14 protein-coding genes are annotated in these 16,235 nt (G+C 67.8%); 9 read left to right on the top strand and 5 right to left on the bottom strand.

The features are described from left to right. Window positions 1-102: 102 nt before the first annotated feature. The 7 genes from J5M67_RS03460 to J5M67_RS03490 are packed head-to-tail and all read left to right on the top strand — an operon-like array spanning window position 103 to window position 6,151. Entirely contained in the window at window positions 103-447 is a 345-nt protein-coding gene (locus J5M67_RS03460; RefSeq protein WP_207883317.1) for a hypothetical protein, read from the top strand. Next, a complete protein-coding gene (locus tag J5M67_RS03465) occupies window positions 437-1,072 on the top strand; it encodes a Dabb family protein (RefSeq protein WP_207883319.1) in 636 nt (211 codons plus the stop codon). The genes J5M67_RS03460 and J5M67_RS03465 overlap by 11 nt, the downstream gene beginning before the upstream one ends. Beyond that, a complete protein-coding gene (locus J5M67_RS03470) occupies window positions 1,072-2,049 on the top strand; it encodes an NADP-dependent oxidoreductase (protein ID WP_207883321.1) in 978 nt (325 codons plus the stop codon). The genes J5M67_RS03465 and J5M67_RS03470 overlap by 1 nt, the downstream gene beginning before the upstream one ends. A gap of 15 nt (window positions 2,050-2,064) precedes the next feature. After that, the gene (locus J5M67_RS03475; RefSeq protein WP_207883323.1) at window positions 2,065-2,880 is read left to right on the top strand and encodes an SDR family NAD(P)-dependent oxidoreductase; all 816 of its coding nucleotides are present in this window, start codon (window positions 2,065-2,067) and stop codon (window positions 2,878-2,880) included. 11 nt (window positions 2,881-2,891) lie between these two features. After that, a complete protein-coding gene (locus J5M67_RS03480) occupies window positions 2,892-3,806 on the top strand; it encodes an alpha/beta hydrolase (RefSeq protein ID WP_207883325.1) in 915 nt (304 codons plus the stop codon). 10 nt (window positions 3,807-3,816) lie between these two features. After that, window positions 3,817-4,923, top strand: a complete 1,107-nt coding sequence (locus tag J5M67_RS03485; RefSeq protein WP_207883327.1) for a 3,4-dihydroxy-2-butanone-4-phosphate synthase — start codon at window positions 3,817-3,819, stop codon at window positions 4,921-4,923. A gap of 1 nt (window position 4,924) precedes the next feature. Further along, window positions 4,925-6,151, top strand: coding sequence for an NADH:flavin oxidoreductase (locus J5M67_RS03490; RefSeq protein ID WP_207883329.1), 1,227 nt, complete (start codon window positions 4,925-4,927; stop codon window positions 6,149-6,151). Window positions 6,152-6,255: 104 nt separating this feature from the next. Here the strand turns inward: J5M67_RS03490 and J5M67_RS03495 are convergent, their stop codons facing one another. From J5M67_RS03495 to J5M67_RS03505, 3 genes are all read right to left on the bottom strand, one after another. Further along, window positions 6,256-8,166: a tyrosine-protein phosphatase gene (locus J5M67_RS03495; RefSeq protein WP_207883331.1), complete on the bottom strand. Its 1,911-nt coding sequence runs from the start codon at window positions 8,164-8,166 to the stop codon at window positions 6,256-6,258. A 168-nt stretch (window positions 8,167-8,334) separates the two neighbouring features. Beyond that, window positions 8,335-9,714: a DUF1329 domain-containing protein gene (locus tag J5M67_RS03500; RefSeq protein ID WP_207883333.1), complete on the bottom strand. Its 1,380-nt coding sequence runs from the start codon at window positions 9,712-9,714 to the stop codon at window positions 8,335-8,337. Between the two features lie 25 nt (window positions 9,715-9,739). Then, on the bottom strand, window positions 9,740-11,365 hold the full coding sequence (locus J5M67_RS03505; protein WP_207883335.1) for a DUF1302 domain-containing protein: 1,626 nt from the start codon (window positions 11,363-11,365) through the stop codon (window positions 9,740-9,742). A 243-nt stretch (window positions 11,366-11,608) separates the two neighbouring features. Here J5M67_RS03505 and J5M67_RS03510 point away from each other — a divergent pair, with 243 nt between their 5' ends. Both J5M67_RS03510 and J5M67_RS03515 read left to right on the top strand, forming a co-directional pair. Next, window positions 11,609-13,372 carry an FAD-dependent oxidoreductase gene (locus J5M67_RS03510; RefSeq protein WP_207883337.1) on the top strand — a complete coding sequence of 588 codons (1,764 nt, stop codon included), beginning with the start codon at window positions 11,609-11,611 and terminating at the stop codon, window positions 13,370-13,372. Then, window positions 13,365-14,243, top strand: coding sequence for an SDR family NAD(P)-dependent oxidoreductase (locus J5M67_RS03515; protein WP_207883339.1), 879 nt, complete (start codon window positions 13,365-13,367; stop codon window positions 14,241-14,243). The genes J5M67_RS03510 and J5M67_RS03515 overlap by 8 nt, the downstream gene beginning before the upstream one ends. Window positions 14,244-14,315: 72 nt before the next feature. On the opposite strand, the gene J5M67_RS03520 is transcribed toward J5M67_RS03515, so the two are convergent. Both J5M67_RS03520 and J5M67_RS03525 read right to left on the bottom strand, forming a co-directional pair. After that, window positions 14,316-15,380 (bottom strand): ornithine cyclodeaminase, encoded by a 1,065-nt coding sequence (locus tag J5M67_RS03520; protein ID WP_207883341.1) that lies wholly within the window; start codon window positions 15,378-15,380, stop codon window positions 14,316-14,318. Between the two features lie 298 nt (window positions 15,381-15,678). Further along, window positions 15,679-16,167, bottom strand: a complete 489-nt coding sequence (locus J5M67_RS03525) for an Lrp/AsnC family transcriptional regulator (protein ID WP_207883343.1) — start codon at window positions 16,165-16,167, stop codon at window positions 15,679-15,681. Window positions 16,168-16,235: the final 68 nt, after the last annotated feature.

Raw genomic sequence — 16,235 nt, forward strand, 5'->3', positions numbered from 1 at the left:
TCTGCAATCCAGAGCGGTGACGGCATCGTCTGAATGGACGATGGCCCGGGAGGAGGGGATCGATTTACTGGCCCACACAACAACAAGACGCGGGAATTCGCGATGATCCGCATACTCGATGAAATCACCCTCGATGCCGAGCACATCGATACGGTGATGCAAAACCTGGTAGAGCTCTATCTGCCGTCCTGCGCCGAGCGCGGCCTGAGCCTGGAACAGCGCTGGGTGTCGCCGCCGGTGGCGGTACCGGGGCAACCCAATACCCTCTGGCTGCTCTGGCAGGTGCCGGATGTCTGGGGCTACTACGGCATGCGCAGCCGCCTGGGCGCGCAGGCCATACAGTTCTGGGCGCAGGTGGATGGCCTGTGCCTGAGCCGCCGGCGCCATGTGCTGGGCGATCCCGGCCAGCCGCTGGAGCACCAGGGAGGGCTGAGCCATGTGGGCTGAAAGCGTACAGCTCGACCTCGTCCCCGGCGCCAACCCTTCGGATCTCGACGCCGTGCTGCGTGAGCGTGTCGGTGACCTGCCGGGCTTCCGCCACCTGGCCCTGGGCGCCAACCTGCCCGGCTGCTGGGGTGCCTCGGACTGCACCCTCGACCTGATCTTCGAGCAGAACCCCGGCGACGTCCTGGCCGAGCGCCTGGCGCACGTACCCGGCGCGGCCCGCCTGGAACGCCATGCCTACCGCCGCATCGGCGGTGGCCTGCGTGATCCGCAACTGACCGGCGGCATCTGGCGCACCCTGCTGCTGCACGTCAGGGCCGATGCCACCCCTGACCAGCGCGAGGCGCTGGTGCGCGAGACGCTGCTGATGCCGGCGTACATACGGGGCATCCGCAACTGGCAGCTCTCCGAAGTCATCGGCGACAGCCGCTGGAGCTACGTCTGGCAGCAGGAATTCGCCGAGCTGGGCGACCTGCAGGGCGAGTACCTGGCGCATCCCTATCACTGGGGCTGGGTGGATCGCTGGTTCGACCCGGAATTCCCCGAATGGCTGGTCGACTCGATTTCCCACGCCTATTGCCCCTTCGACAGCAGCCTGCTGAGCCTGACCCAACGGAGTGCCTCCTGATGCGCGCAGTGATCATCCAAGGTGTCGGCGGCGCCGAAGTGCTGCAGCTGGCCGAGGTCGAAACACCGCGTCCCGGCCCCGGCGAAGTGCTGGTGCGGGTGCGCTATGCCGGCGTCAACCCGGCCGACTGGAAATGCCGCGAGGGCTATCTCGCCGGCTTCTTCGAATACCGCTTCCCGCTGGTGCTGGGCTTCGACCTCTCCGGCACCGTCGCCGAGGTAGGCGAGGGCGTGGACGACCTGCCGGTCGGCACCCCGGTGTTCGCCCAGAGTGACATCGGCGCCGGCAAGTGGGGCTCCTACGCGGAATACGCCTGCGTCTCCCGTGCCTCCGTGGTGCGCATGCCGCAATCGCTGGACTTCGCCGCCGCCGCTGCGGTGCCGACGCCAGCCCTGGCCGCCTGGGCCGGCCTGTTCGACGAGGGCGGCCTGCAAGCCGGCCAGCGCGTGCTGGTGCATGGCGGCGGCAGCGCGGTGGGCGGTTTCGCCATCCAGCTCGCCCGGCACGCCGGCGCGCGGGTCGCCACTACCTGCAGCGGCGATAACCGCGAGCACGTTGCCGCCCTGGGCGCCGAGTGCGCCATCGACTACCGCCGCGACGATATCGGCGCCGTGTTGCGCGACTGGTCCGCCGATGGCGTCGACCTGGTCCTCGACTGCATCGGCGGCGGCAGCCTGCCGGACCCGCTGGGGCTGCTGCGCAAGGGCGGCATCCTGGTGTCGATCCTCACCCTGGCGCCGGGCGACGGCGCGCTGGACATGGCCGCCGCAGAGCGTCTGGGCGTACGCATGGCAGTGGCCTACAGCCGCATGCCCAGCGGCGCCACCCTGCAGCGCGTGGCCGACCTGCTGGCCAATGGCACGCTGGTGCCGCCGCGCCTGGAACAGTTGCCGCTGGCCGACGTGGCCGTGGCCCATACCCGCCTGCAACAGGGCGCGGCCCGTACCAAGCAGGTCCTGCTGGTGACGGCAGACTGAAAAAGAGGAATGACCATGAGCGTTCGACAAGGCCAGGTGGCCGTGATCACCGGTGCCGCCAGCGGCATCGGCCGGGGCCTGGCGGAACATGCGGCGAAACGGGGTCTGCGCCTGGTGCTGGCCGACCGCGACCAGGCTGGTCTCGATGACCTGGCCGGGCAACTGCGGGTCGGCGGCAGTGAGGTGCTGGCGCGGGTGACCGACGTGGCCAACGAAGCGGACCTTGCGGCCCTGCGCGACGCCGCGCTGGCGCAGTTCGGCGGCGTCGACCTGCTGTTCAACAACGCCGGCGTGATGCAGACCGGCGCCAGCTGGGAACTGAGCGCGGCGCAGTGGCAGCGCATGATCGACATCAACCTGGTGGGCGTGATCAACGGCCTGCGGGTCTTCATGCCGACCCTGCTGGCCCAGGGTCGCCCGGCCCATGTGATCAACACCGCGTCGCTTGCCGGCCTGCTCACCAGCCCATTCCTGGCCGCCTACACGGTGACCAAGCAGGCGCTGGTGGCGCTCTCCGAAGTGCTGCACCACGAGATGGTCGCCCTCAACGCGCCGATCGGCGTCTCGGTGCTCTGCCCGGGGCCGGTGGCCAGCCGCATCATGGCCTCCGACCAGGCGGGCGAGGGCGCCGGCGCCGCGCTGGGCGCGCTGCTGGAGCAAAGCATTCGCCAGGGCATGTCGGCGGACGAACTGGCCGCCGTGGTGTTCCAGGCGATCGACGAGAAGCGCTTCTGGATCCTGCCGCATCCGGACTTCAAGCCTGCGCTGCAGGCCCGCACGCAAAGCATCCTCGATGAGACCAACCCGGTCTTCCTGATGGCCGACGTATAAAAGGAGTGACCATGGCCCTCGATCCTCATATGCAGGCGCTGCTCGAACAGTTCGCCGGCGCCTTCGCCCTCGACTTCGACACCCTCGACGCCCCCACCTACCGCAGCTTCGCCGACCAGGGCCTGCCGGGCGAACCCGTTGCCCTGGCCGAGGTGCGCGACCTTTGCCTGGCCGATGGGTTGCCGGTGCGGCTGTACCGCCCGAGCGCCGAAGCCGGCCTGCCGCTGCTGGTGTTCTTCCATGGCGGCGGCTTCGTCGCCGGCACTATCGACACCCATGACGACCTCTGCCGTCGCCTGGCCCAGGCCACTGGCGCTGCCGTGGCGTCGGTGGGCTACCGGCTGGCGCCGGAAACCCGCTTCCCGGGGCCGGCGGAAGACTGCTACCGCGCCACCTGCGAACTGGTCGAGCGTGCCGCCGAACTCGGTGCCGACGGCTCGCGCCTGGCCCTGGCCGGCGACAGCGCCGGCGGCAACCTGGCCATCGCTGCCGCACGCCTGCTCGCCCAGCGCGGCGGGCCGCGCCCGAACGCGCTGTGCCTGTTCTACCCGGTGACCGACCAGAGCTGTGGCACGGCCTCCTACCGCGAGTTCGCCAAGGGGCACTTCCTCGAAGCGCCGATGATGCATTGGTTCTGGCGCCAGTACCTGGGACAGTGGCCCGCGCCGCTGGATGTGCTGGCCTCGCCGCTGCACGCCGCCGACCTCGGCAGCCTGCCGCCGACCCTGCTGATGAGCGCCGAATACGACCCGTTGCGCGACGAGGGCGAAGCCTTCGCCGAGCGCGCCCGCGCCGCGGGTGCCGAGGTCGCCCTGGTGCGCGCCGAGGGCATGATCCACGGCTTCGCCAGCTTCGCACCCTTCGCCCCCCGGGCCGCCGCCTACCTCGCGGAAGCGGCGGGCTGGCTGCGCGGCAACCTGGCCTGAGGAGGCGGACATGACGCTGGACAGTCCGCTGCACCTGATCGAAGCGCTGCGTCGCGGCCAGCCGGTGGTGCTGGTCGACGGCGAGGATGACGGCGGCGATGGCATGCTGCTGCAGGCCGCCGAGTTCATCGACGACACCGCGCTGAACTTCTTCGCCCGCGAGGCGCGCGGGCTGATCTGCCTGGCGCTGACCGATGCACGCTGCCAGGAACTCGGCCTCAAGCCGATGACCGACAGCCCGCGCGGCGAGGGCAAGGGCTTCATGGTCTCCATCGAGGCCGCGCAAGGCATCAGCACCGGCATCTCCGCCGCCGACCGCGCGCGCACCGTGCAGGTCGCGACGAATCCGGCCAGTGGCCCGGCGGACCTGGTCAGCCCCGGCCACATCTTCCCGCTGCGCGCCTTGCCCGGCGGCGTGATGAGCCGCGCCGGCCACGCCGAAGCGGCCTGCGACCTGGCCCGCCTGGCCGGCTTGCAGCCGGCGGCGCTGATCGCCGGCATCCTCGACGAGGAGGGCGAGAACGCCCGTGGCGAAACCCTGCGCGCCTTTGCCCAGCGCCATGACCTGCGCATGGGCGGCATCGCCGAGCTGATCCACCACCGCATCCTCCACGAAGGCACCATCGCCCGCAGCGGCGAATACCGCATCGACACCCGCCACGGCCCGTTCCGCGTGTGCGCCTACCACGACGCCTTCAAGGACGTGGTGCACCTGGCCCTGGTGCGCGGCGAAGTGAACCCGGCGCAGCCGGTGCTGGTGCGCGTGCAGGCGGTGGAAACCTTCCGCGACCTGCTGGCCGGCGAGCCGCCGCGCGGGCCGCAGCAATGGAGCCTGGACCGTTCCCTGGCGCGCATCGCCGCCGAAGGCTGCGGCGTGCTGGTACTGTTGGCGCAGCAGGAAAGCGCTGCCGCCATACTCGACCAGCTGAGCCACGGCCTGCACCTGCAGGCGCCGAATTTCCCCCAGCGTACCCTGGGCGTCGGCGCGCAGATCCTGCGTGACCTGGGCGTGCACCAGATGCGCCTGATGAGCTTCCCGGCGCCCTACAAGGCGGTGTCCGGCTTCGACCTGGAGGTCGTCGAGTTCGTCCCCTTCACCCCCGCCCAGGAGGCCTGAAATGACCCCGCAAGACGCGCTGGACAAGGTATTCGCACCCGCCAAACTGGCCGGCCTGACCCTGCGTAACCGGGTGATCAAGACCGCCACCTTCGAGGGCATGTGCCCGGGCGGCATGCCCAGCGAAGACCTGGTCGCGCACCACGCACGCATGGCCCGTGGCGGCGTCGCCCTGAGCACCGTGGCCTACTGCGGCGTATCGCCCGACGGCCTGACCTTCCCCGATCAGATGTGGATGCACGAAGGCGTCTTCGACAAGTTGCGTGACCTGGCCGGGGCGGTACACCGCGAGGGCGGGGCGGTGTCGGCGCAGCTGGCGCACTGCGGCTTCTTCAGCCGCAATCGCCCGCAGAACATCCCGCGCCCACGCGGCCCCAGCGCCTGCATCAACCAGTACGGTCTGTTCTCCGGCGTACCCTTCGCCGGCGCCATGGGCGATGCGGACATCCGCAAGACCCTCGACGAATACCGCAACGCGGCGGCCTTCGTGAAACGCGCCGGCTTCGACGCCATCGAAATCCACATGGGCCACGGCTACCTGCTCAGCCAGTTCATCTCCCCGGCCACCAACAAGCGCACCGACGCCTACGGCGGCAGCCTGGACAACCGCCTGCGCCTGCCGCTGGAAGTGCTGGCGGCGGTGCGCGAGGCGGTGGGCGACGACTTCCCGATCCTGGCCAAGCTCAACCTCAGCGACGGCTTCGCCGGCGGCCTGGAGATCGACGAATCCTGCCGCGCCGCCCAGCGCCTGGCCGAGCATGGCCTGAACGCACTGGTCATGAGCGGCGGTTTCACCAGCCGCTCGCCGATGTACCTGTTCCGTGGCGAAAGCCCGCTGCAGCAGATGATCCCGCTGGAACCCAACCCATTGCAGCGCACCGCGATGAAATGGTTCGGCGGCCGCCTGTTCGCCAGCTCGCCCTACGCCGAGATGTACTTCCTCGACCAGGCCCGCCGCGTACGCCAGGCCACCGACATGCCGCTGGTGTACCTGGGCGGCGTGAGCACCCGCGACAGCCTGCAACGCGCCATGGGCGAAGGCTTCGACTTCGTCGCCATGGGCCGCGCCCTGCTGCGCGACCCCGATCTGGTGCGCAACATCCAGCAGCAGGCCGGGCGCTACGAGAACGGCTGCAACCACTGCAACCAGTGCGTAGCAACCATGGGGCTGCCGGGTGGGATTCGCTGTGTGCTGAACCGGCCGGAGAGTTTTGCGGCGGTTCTTTAGGTCGTACCCAAGACGTAAAGAAAAACGGCCTGCACCTTTCGGTGCAGGCCGTTTTCTTTTGCCTACCCCTCAGGCGCCCTGTCGGCCCCTGAGGGTTACCGCACTTAGAAGTCGAACCCCAGGCTGATAGTGCCGCTCAGGCCATGGTTGTCCGAGCCTTGCAAGCCCTGGGCAGTGGCGCTGACGCTGACCGCGCCGGCGCGGGCGGTGAGGCCGGCGCCGACCTTGAACAGGTCGCGGTCGTTGAAGGCCGAGACCTGTTCCACGGCGAAGCCCTGGACCGCCCCCTGGCTCTTCACCTCGGGATTGCCGAAGGCGTGCTCGTAGCCCAGGTTCAGCCCCGGCTCCAGGCTCCAGTCGCCGACGCGGGACTGGCCGAAGCCCAGGTTCAGTCCGCCGACCAGGCTGGTGACGGTCTTGTCGACGGTGTCGACGTCCAGGGCCAGTTCGCTGCCGTGTTCAGTGAAGCTGTCCAGGCGGACCTGGCTGACGCGCACGCCGAGGGTCGGCTCCAGCGTCAGGTTGTCGCTGTGGGTGCGGTAGCCGAGGTTGGCCAGGGCACTGAACAGGCTGCCCTGGGTATCGCCCTTGGCACGGCCCAGGTCGTAGCCGAGGTCGCGGCGGCTGTCGTAGTCGACGTAGCCGGCGTCCAGGCGCAGGTCGGCATAGGCGCCCTGATCCAGGCTGTCGAAGGCGTAGCGGCCCCCCAGGGTGATGAAGGTGAGGTCGGCGTCGGCGGAGGCGCCGGAGCTGGCCACGTCGCCGTTGGAGTAGCCGAAGCCTGCGCGGGCGCTGGTCTGGCTGTCGAAGCGGTGGGTCAGGCCGACCAGCATGCCCTGGCTGTGCTCGTTGCTGCTGGAGGCATGGGAGGAGCCGTCGGTGCCGACGTAGCTGGCCAGCGCGCTCATCCACAGCTGGTTCTCGCCTTCGCGCAGGTCGCGGCCGCTGGCGTAGGGGGCGATGGCGCTGTCGATCTGCATGGGTTGGCGCAGCAGGTAGCTGACCGAGTCGGCGTGGATCTGTCCGCCGACGCGCTGTTCCAGGCCACCCAGGCTGCCGGCGTCGATGGCCGATTGCAGGTAGTAGTTGTAGGCGCTGTAGCGGCCGGAGAGGTCGCTTTCCTGCAGGGCGGCGAGCAGGCCGGCGCCGGCCGCGGCGTTGCCGGCGAGCCCCGCCTGGCCGGGCAGGGTGCCGTAGCGGACCATCTTGCCGCGCAGCACGTAAATGGTTTCCTGGTCCAGGCCCAGGCCTTGCTTGAGGTAGTTGTCGACCGAGCCGTAGCTGGCGGTGATCTGGTCGAGGCCGGCCTGCAGGTAGCTTTCTTCCACACCCAGCAACGGCGCATAGACGGCGGCCATTGCCGGCGCGTAGGCGCTGAGCTTGGCCAGGGTGGCGCTGATGCTGCCGGCGCTGTAGCTGTTGGTGGCCAGGTAGTCCTGCATGATGGTGGCCGAGTCGACGCCGGCGATGGACTGCAGCATGGCGGCGGTCCAGCCGGTGCGGTCCTTGCCGGAGGTGCAGTGGAAGATCACCGGGTCTTCGGCGCTGGCCAATTCCATGAACAGTTCGCGGTAGCGCGCCCGCTGGCCGGCGTCGGTGACGAAGTCGCGGTTCAGGTCGCGCATCCACTCCTTGGCGGCGGCGGGGCTGGTGAGGGGCGGATGCACCTGCTCGCCGCCGATGATGTTGATGTTCTCGTAGCGCGCGCCGGCGGGAAGGACGTCCGGTGCCTGGGCGATTTCGCCGGGGGTGCGCAGGTCGAAGATTTCGCCGATCCCCAGTCCTTCGAGGATGGTCTTGTCGTTGCCCTTCAGGGTCAGGGCGTTGGAGCGGTAGAACACGCCGGAACGCATGACGCCGCCGTTGGCGGTGACGTCGGCCTGGGAGGTGCCGGCGACGTCGCGGAAGTTGTCTGCTCCGGTGAGGCGCGGGGTATCCAGCGAGAGGTCGAGGGCGAGGGCGGAGGTGTGCGGCAGGCAGAGCAGAGCAGCGGGGATGAGCAGTCGCTTGGCCACGAGGGATGATCCTTATCGAGGGTGGTGGTCATGACGCTGTGCGATGAGCCCGGCGGCTCATGCACGGGTGCGTCATCGTTTCCGGCGCGAACACTACCGCGCCAAAATGAAATTCTCGGGACGAAAAAAAACCGGACGCCCCGGTGAGGGACGTCCGGCCTGGCAGGCTTACTGACCGAGCTTGCGCAGGTTGCTGGCGGTGAAGTAGCTGGCGTCGAAGCGAGCGTCGTTCAGGTGGGCGGTGCCGCCCATGCCGTTGACCAGGCGGTCGACCAGGTAGGAGCCGGCGATCAGGTCGTGGTACACCGCGACGCGGGCGTGGAAGGCCTGGATCTCGTAGGCGTAGACCGAGGTCTGCACGTTGGTGCGCCACAGCTGGCCCTTGGCGTCGTAGTTGTCGGCGAGGGTGGCGGTCCAGCTGTCCTCGTCGAGGTACAGGCGGCGCTTGGCGTAGATGTGGCGGCTGCCCGGACGCAGGGTGCCTTCCAGTACCCACACACGGTGCAGTTCATAGCGCACGGCGTCGGGGTTCAGGTGGCCGTTCTCGGTGAGCAGGGCGTTCAGGTCCTGATCCGGGTCGTCGAGCTTGTAGTTGTTGTACGGGATGTACATCTCCTGCTTGCCGACCATCTTCCATTCGTAGCGGTCCGGGGCGCCGTTGAACAGGCGGTCCTCGTCCATCACGCGGAAGCCACCGGCGCCGTACGGAGTGTCATAGCCGACGGTGGGCGCGCGGCGCACGCGGCGGGTGCCGGGGATGTACTGCCAGCTCTGGCGGGGCTGGGCCACCGGGTTGCTGAATTCGTTGGTGAGGATGATCTCGCCTTTCTTGCGCACCGGCTCCAGGGTGCTGATCATCGCGTAGGCCTGGATGCCGTCGTAGGCCTTGGCGTCGCCGGTGGGGTTATCCCAGGGCGAGAGGATCTGGTAGTGGACCTTCTCGAACACGCGGCTCTGGTTGGACAGGGTCAGGGCCATCAGGTAGGTGGCTTCTTCCTTCCAGGCACGGCTGGGCAGGTTGTGGTTCCAGATCAGCTCGTAGCCGTTCTTCGGAATCGGGAAGGGCGAGGCGCCGTAGGCGTTGGTGACACCGTAGCCGTCACTGACCAGCTGGGCGTTGGCGGCGTTGTACTTGATGTTGTTTTCCACGGCTTCGGAGTAGCGGAAGTCGCGGTGGCTCGGGTAGACGACCAGCTTGTAGGTCTGCGGATAGCGCTTGAACAGGGCCTTCTGGCCGTCGGACAGCTTGCTCGCATACTGGTCCATGTTCTGCGCGGTAATGGTGTACAGCGGCTTCTCGTCCGGGTACGGATCGGGACGCTTGTGGCCGGTGCCGTCGAACTTCACCTGGGGCGGCGCGCCGCGCCATTTGCCAGTCCAGGCAGGGATGCTGCCGTCGGCGTTGCCGGCTTTCTCGGCGCCCATCGGGGTCAGGTCCTTGCCCAGGCGGGCGATTTCCTCGGGGCTGGCCTGGGCATGGGCGTTAAGGGTGGCGGCGGCCAGGCCGATGGAGATGAAGAGGGGCAGCAGGCGGGTTTTGCACGTCATTTTCTTGTTCTCCTCGATATCAGGATCAGAAGCTGTATTTCGCGCTGAGCGAGACGTTGTCGCGGTCGGACAGGGCGGTTTCGCTCGGGTTGCCGAGGAACACGTTGTAACGGGCCTCGATGGCGAAGTTGTTCAGGTAGCGCCAGGTGGTGCCGACGCCCAGGCGGTCGTCGCCTTCGCCCAGGCCGAAGCTGCCGGGCATCGACGAGTTGCCGTTGACGGCCTGGCTGAAGATCAGCGGAACGCTGAGGTCCCAGCCGTTGAAGACGTTGTTGTAATCAAGGGTGAGGTTGACGGTGTAACCCCAGGCCGACTTGTCGTAGTACAGGGCGCCGGTGTTGGGGGTCTCGACCATCGCGTAGCCGCCGGTGCCGGTGGGCACGAAGACGTCGAAGCTGGGTGCCTTGTCGTTGCTCAGCACGCGGTTGTAGCCCACCTCGCCGGTCAGGGTGACGTTGTCGGCAAAGGGCTGGTTGCCATAGGAGTGGATGAAGGACATCAACGCTTCCATGGTCTTGGCGCGCACCGGGTGCGGCACCAGGCCGGTATCCACCAGCACCGGCTGACCGTCGCGGTAGCTCAGTTCGCCGCTGACGTTGGTGTCGCCCAGCACGGTGGAGAAGCTCGCGCCGTACAGGTCGATGTCGTCGAAGTAGCGCACCTGGTACTCGGCCTGGTTCCAGTGGCTGAGGAAGTCCAGCTGCGGCGACTTATCGTGGAAGCGCACGTAGTACAGGCCGAACTCGGTGTTGGCGAGTTGCTCGGCGCTGTAGGTCATCGCCAGGCCGAACTGGCCGGAGTCGTCGGGCTTGTCATCGCCGATGCGGCGGGTCAGGCCGAAGGCGTCGCTGTAGCCGCCGCGGTCCATCTGGTCGGTGATCGAGAAGTAGCTGCCGACGCCGTCGATCTCGGTCTTCTGCCACTTGTACTGGTAGTAGGCCTGCACGCCGAGGGCGTCGGTGAGGGCGTACTGCACGAAGGCCTGGCCGACCGGCAGGAACAGTTCCTTGATCTCGATACCGGGGGTATTGGCCTTGGTGGCGTCCACCGGGCTCATCGCGCCGGAGATGCCGAAGCCGTTGAACAGGCTTTCACCCCAGCTCACCACCTGGTTGCCGAGGCGTGCGTTGAGCGCGTGGCCGTCCAGGTCCCAGGTGCCGTAGCCATAGGTGTCGAGCATGCGCACGCCGTCGCCATGCTGGTCGACGGTGTCCTCGGGGAATTCGTCGGCCTTGTTGCAACGGCCGGCGGCGACGCAGTTGGAGGTGCCGGTGGTGTTGTCGTTGCTGTGGTGATAGACGTCGTCGTAGAAGCCGGTGGCGCGGGCGAACAGGCCGAAGTCGTCGCGGAACTTGAAGTCGGCTTCAGTGAGGAAGCTGGCGCGGTTGTTGATCAAGCTGCCGCGATCGAAGGCGTTGTTGCCGTCGTCGATGTTGGCGATCGCCGGGTTGCTGCCACCGTTGGACAGCGCGTGGGCGCGCTTCTCGGTACGCCAGGCGAGGCCGTAGCTGACGGTGGTGTTCCAGTTGACCTTGAGGTCGTCGTTGACATCGAACGACAGTGCCTGGGCCTGGCTGGCCAGGAACAGGCTGGAGGCGCTGATCGCAACGGCAAGGGGCATCGGCTGGAAGGCGATTCTTATTCTTGTCATTTCGTCCTCTGCTCGGGCAGGCACGTTCGTCCAGACCCGGAACTGTGTTGGCGGGAGTGTGGCGGGGCTGACTATGTGGTCACCCGGATTCGTCAACATCGTCCGAAGGGACTAAGCCGGCGGGACGGTGCCGGAGCCCCTCCCGGGCTAGTCCCATCGGACGATGTTGGTACGCCTGGGCTGCGCGAAAAATCGCTGAGGAGGTGTGGGCAAGGACCCGCGCCAGCTCCCGGAGAACAGCGAATGAACGCAAGGGCGAGCGGCCAGCAGAGCCGCGAGTGGGACTACGAATGTGACGTGCTGGTGGTGGGCAGCGGCGCCGGTGGCATGACCGCCGCACTGCGTGCCCGCGACTTCGGCATGGACGTGTTGGTGGTGGAGAAGAGCGACCGTTACGGCGGCACCTCGGCGGTGTCCGGCGGTGGCATCTGGATTCCCTGCAACCATCGGATCGCCGCCCTCGGCGGACAGGATTCGGCGCAGGAAGCGATCCGCTACATCCGCGCCGTGACTCGGGATCTGGTGACCGATGGCCGCGTCGAGGCCTACGTCGAACACGGCCGGCGCATGGTCGAATACCTGGAGGCGAACAGTCGGGTGCGCTTCGAGGCGCAGCCCGAGTACGCCGACTATTACCCCGAGGTTCCGGGCGGCAAGCCGGGCTTCCGCTCCATGGACCCGCTGCCGTTCGACGCCCGCGAGCTGGGCGAGGAATTCGCGCGGATGCGCGAGCCGTCGCCGGGCACCCTGATGATGGGCCGCGTCGCCATGACCATGAAGGAAGCGCGCGTGCTGCTCTGTCGTGGCCCCGGTTGGGTCGGGCTGACAATGAAGATTCTCTGGCGCTACTGGCGCGACCTGGGCGGACGACTGAGCTCGAAGCGCGACCGCTTCCTGACCCTGGGCAACGCCCTGGTCGCCGCGCTGCGCCGTTCGCTGCTCGATCGCCAGGTACCGCTATGGCTGGAGGCGCCGCTGCAGGGCCTGATCGAGGAAGACGGCCGGGTGGTGGGCGCCGAACTGCTGCACAAGGGCCGTCCGCTGCGGGTGCACGCCCGCAAGGCGGTGGTCATTGCCGCCGGTGGCTTCGAACGCAACCAGGCGATGCGCAGCCAGTACCATCCGCAGCCATCGCAGAGCCAGTGGAGCGCCACGCCGCCGTACAACAGCGGCGATGGCATCCGCGCCGGCCAGGCACTGGGCGCAGCTACCGCGCTGATGGAACATGCCTGGTGGGCACCGACCACCCACGTCGAAGGTGAGGAAAAGCAGCGCGCGCTGTTCGTCGAGCGCACCCTGCCGGGTTGCGTGCTGGTGGACTCCGCCGGCCAGCGCTTCGTCAACGAAGCCGCGCCCTACACCGACATCGTCTACGCCATGTACGGCCACAACACCGAGCAGGCGCGCAGTGTGCCGTGCTGGATGGTGTTCGACGCCGAGTTCCGCCGCAAATACCCCTGCGGCGCCTTGCTGCCGGGCTACGCGCAACCCGACAACCGCCTGCCCAAGCACCTGCACGGCTACTACCACAAGGCCGACAGCATCGCCGAACTGGCCACTGCCATCGGCGTCGACGGCGCGGGCCTGGCCCGTACGCTCGAGCGCTTCAACCGCAATGCGGCGCTGGGCCAGGACCCGGACTTCCACAAGGGCGAGTCGGCTTTCGACCGCTATTACGGCGACCCCACCGTGCTGCCCAACCCGTGCCTGGCGCCGCTGCTCAAGGCGCCGTTCTACGCGGTGCAGATCAACGCCGGCGACATCGGCACCAAGGGCGGCCTGCTCACCGACGTGCATGCCCGTGTGCTGCGCGACGACGGCAGCCCCATCGCCGGCCTGTACGCCATCGGCAACTCCGCCGCCTCGATGATGGGCACCACCTATCCGGGCGCCGGCTCCACCATCGGCCCGGCGATGACCTTCGGGTTCCTCGCTGCCGAGCACATCCAGCAACAGGCCGGGCAGACTCACGCCCGCTCCAGCCAGGAGGCTTCGAACAATGTCTGAACAGGCTCCCCGTATCGCCCTGGTCACCGGCGCCAGCCGTGGTGTCGGCAAGGGCATCGCCGAGGCGCTGGGCGCCGCCGGCATGACCGTCTACGTCACCGGCCGTTCGCTCAAGTCCGGCGGTGCCACGCTGCGTGGGCAGGTGATGCATGGCTCCATCCATGACACCGCCGCGGCCATCGATGCCGCCGGTGGCAAGGGCATCGCCGTGCAGTGCGACCATGGCGACGACGCGCAGGTGCGCGCACTGTTCCAGCGCATCGAGGCCGAGCAGGGTCGGCTGGACATCCTGGTGAACAACGCCACCTTCATCCACGAGCAACTGATCGAGCCCGGCCCGTTCTGGGAGAAGCCGCTGGAGATGGTCGACATCCTCGACATCGGCCTGCGCTCGTCCTACATCGCCAGCTACTACGCCGCGCCGCTGCTGCTGCGTGCGCCGAAAGCGCTGGTGGCTTTCGTCTCCTCGTTCGGCGCCGGCTGCTACATGCATGGCCCGGCCTACGGCGCGCAGAAGGCCGGGGTGGACAAGCTGGCGGCGGACATGGCCATCGACTTCGAGAACAGCGCGGTCGGCGCCGTCTCCCTGTGGCTCGGCCCGCAGCTGACCGAACGCACGGCCATCGCCGGCCAGGCCAAGTCCGAGCAGTACGAAGCCTTCCTGGCGATGGCCGAGACGCCGCAGTTCAACGGCCGGATCATCCGCGCGCTGCTGGACGATCCGAAGCTTGCGGAGCTCTCCGGGCAGACCCTGGTCAGCGCGGAACTGGCGCTGCGCTACGGCATCAAGGACAGCGACGACCGCCAGCCGCCGTCCTGGCGCGACCAGCTGGGCGGGCCGCGCGTGCAGCATCCGGCGCGGGTGCTCTGAGGCAGTACTGTCCGTGAAGTGAAATAAAAAACCGGCCCCTTTCGAGGGGCCGGTTCTTTTCATGATGCGGGATCAGGCGATGCGGCGCAGCGCCTTGCGACCCTTGTTGGCGCGGGTGTGGCGGAACAGGTCTTTGGGATCGTTTTCCTCGTCGTCCGCGCCCCAGGGCACCAGGTCGATGCGTTCGCCGAGGTTCAGCCGGGTCGCCTGCTCGTTCACGTAGCGCAGCGCGGAGTAGTCCTCCAGGGCGAAGCCGACCGAGTCGAAGATGGTGACCTGCTCGGCGCTGTCGCGTCCCGCGACCTGGCCGGCCAGGACGCGCCAGAGGTCCACCACCGGGAAGTCCGCCGGCATCTGCTGGATCTCGCCTTCGACCCGCGATTGCGGTTCGTACTCGACGAACACCTTGCCGGTGCGCAGTACGTCCGCGTGCAGCTCGGTCTTGCCGGGGCAGTCGCCGCCGACGCCGTTGATGTGCATGCCGGGCTCGATCATCTCCGGGGTCAGGATGGTCGCGTAGGCCTTGTCGGCGGTCACCGTGGTGACGATGTCGGCGCCACGTACCGCCTCGGCGGTGGAGCTACAACGGATGACTTTCAGGCTGGGGAATTCCGCCAGGTTGCGGATCAGCTTTTCGGTCGCCAGCGGATCGATGTCGTAGACCGCGATTTCCTCGATGCCCAGGTGGGCATGGAAGGCCAGCGCCTGGAACTCGCTCTGTGCGCCGTTGCCGATCAGCGCCATGCGCCGGGAGTTTGGCCGCGCCAGGGCGCGAGCGGCCATCAGCGAGGTGGCGCAGGTGCGCAGGGCGGTCGCCACGGTCAGTTCCGACAGCAGCACCGGGTAGCCGGTCTCGACGTCGGCCAGCACGCCGAAGGCCATGACGGTGTAGAGCCCGCGCAGGGTGTTCTGCGGATGGCCGTTGACGTACTTGAAGGCATAGCGCACCGGGTCGGACACCGGCATCAGCTCGATGACGCCGATGTCGGAATGATTGGCGACGCGGGCCGATTTATCGAAGGATTCCCACCGTACGAAGTCCTGCTGGATGGTGTCGGCCAGCTCGCCGATGAAGCGTGCGACACCGATTTCCTGTACCAGTTGAGACATCGTGGGGACATCGACGAAGCGAGTCATGGCGGGACCTCCAGCTATTTTGATTGGTATTGGAATGACAGCTCTGGCATCCCCGACGCCAATGCTTGCCAGGTCCTTTCGCAGGGGTGTCCGCAGTCGGCCGGAGAGGGCGATTGCGCGTCGTGGGATGCCGCCATTCTCCCACCCGGCCTGGCGAAATCCTGGCTGTAATGGCGGAGCGCGCCGACCGATACGGCTGTATTCGTCATCGCGCACAGCCGATTCTGCTGTGCGGGACGCGCGGGTCATGCCGGTGGTTCTGCGCTCGAAAATCAGCGGGAGGCGAGGGGCAGCGGGGTTACCGCGCCGACTCCTTGATGGTGGTCAGTTCGGGGTGGGCGACGAGCTTGTCGATGTGCAGGCTTTCGTCGTTCAGCCAGGTCTCGGTGAGCGCGCGATAGTGCTCCATGTCCCGGCAGCGCATGCGAACGCTGTAGTCGAAGGTGCCGCTGATCAGCTGGCAGTGCAGCACTTCCGGGCAGGCAATGACGCAGGCCTCGAAGGCCTTCTGTGCGGTGCGTCCGCTCTGGTTCGACAGCGCAACCAGCACCAGCAGCGAGAGGCCCGAGGCGATCTTCTGTTCGTCGATGACCGCGCCGTAGCCACGGATGATCCCGTGCTTCTCCAGCTTGCGCACGCGCTCCTGGCAGGGGCGCGGGGTGAGATGCACCAGGGAGGAAAGCTTGCCGTAGGTGATGCGGCCCTGGTGGCGAAGAATCCTGATGATCTCTTCGTCGATGCGGTCCAGCGTGAATGACGACGCGGTGTCCTGGTCTTTGGCACTCATGGTTTCTAGCACTGTGGTTAAACGGAAAGGGCTGCCGGACGCGGTGTCCGGCAGCCCTTGCCTTTATG

This window comes from Pseudomonas sp. 30_B (assembly GCF_017491605.1).
Lineage (GTDB): Bacteria > Pseudomonadota > Gammaproteobacteria > Pseudomonadales > Pseudomonadaceae > Pseudomonas.

Excerpts from the sequence above, each read along its gene's own strand:
- J5M67_RS03460 (WP_207883317.1), top strand. The coding sequence starts at position 103 with ATGATCCGCATACTCGATGAAATCACCCTCGATGCCGAGCACATCGAT.
- J5M67_RS03465 (WP_207883319.1), top strand. The coding sequence starts at position 437 with ATGTGGGCTGAAAGCGTACAGCTCGACCTCGTCCCCGGCGCCAACCCT.
- J5M67_RS03470 (WP_207883321.1), top strand. The coding sequence starts at position 1,072 with ATGCGCGCAGTGATCATCCAAGGTGTCGGCGGCGCCGAAGTGCTGCAG.
- J5M67_RS03475 (WP_207883323.1), top strand. The coding sequence starts at position 2,065 with ATGAGCGTTCGACAAGGCCAGGTGGCCGTGATCACCGGTGCCGCCAGC.
- J5M67_RS03480 (WP_207883325.1), top strand. The coding sequence starts at position 2,892 with ATGGCCCTCGATCCTCATATGCAGGCGCTGCTCGAACAGTTCGCCGGC.
- J5M67_RS03485 (WP_207883327.1), top strand. The coding sequence starts at position 3,817 with ATGACGCTGGACAGTCCGCTGCACCTGATCGAAGCGCTGCGTCGCGGC.
- J5M67_RS03490 (WP_207883329.1), top strand. The coding sequence starts at position 4,925 with ATGACCCCGCAAGACGCGCTGGACAAGGTATTCGCACCCGCCAAACTG.
- J5M67_RS03500 (WP_207883333.1), bottom strand. The coding sequence starts at position 9,714 with ATGACGTGCAAAACCCGCCTGCTGCCCCTCTTCATCTCCATCGGCCTG.
- J5M67_RS03505 (WP_207883335.1), bottom strand. The coding sequence starts at position 11,365 with ATGACAAGAATAAGAATCGCCTTCCAGCCGATGCCCCTTGCCGTTGCG.
- J5M67_RS03510 (WP_207883337.1), top strand. The coding sequence starts at position 11,609 with ATGAACGCAAGGGCGAGCGGCCAGCAGAGCCGCGAGTGGGACTACGAA.
- J5M67_RS03515 (WP_207883339.1), top strand. The coding sequence starts at position 13,365 with ATGTCTGAACAGGCTCCCCGTATCGCCCTGGTCACCGGCGCCAGCCGT.
- J5M67_RS03520 (WP_207883341.1), bottom strand. The coding sequence starts at position 15,380 with ATGACTCGCTTCGTCGATGTCCCCACGATGTCTCAACTGGTACAGGAA.
- J5M67_RS03525 (WP_207883343.1), bottom strand. The coding sequence starts at position 16,167 with ATGAGTGCCAAAGACCAGGACACCGCGTCGTCATTCACGCTGGACCGC.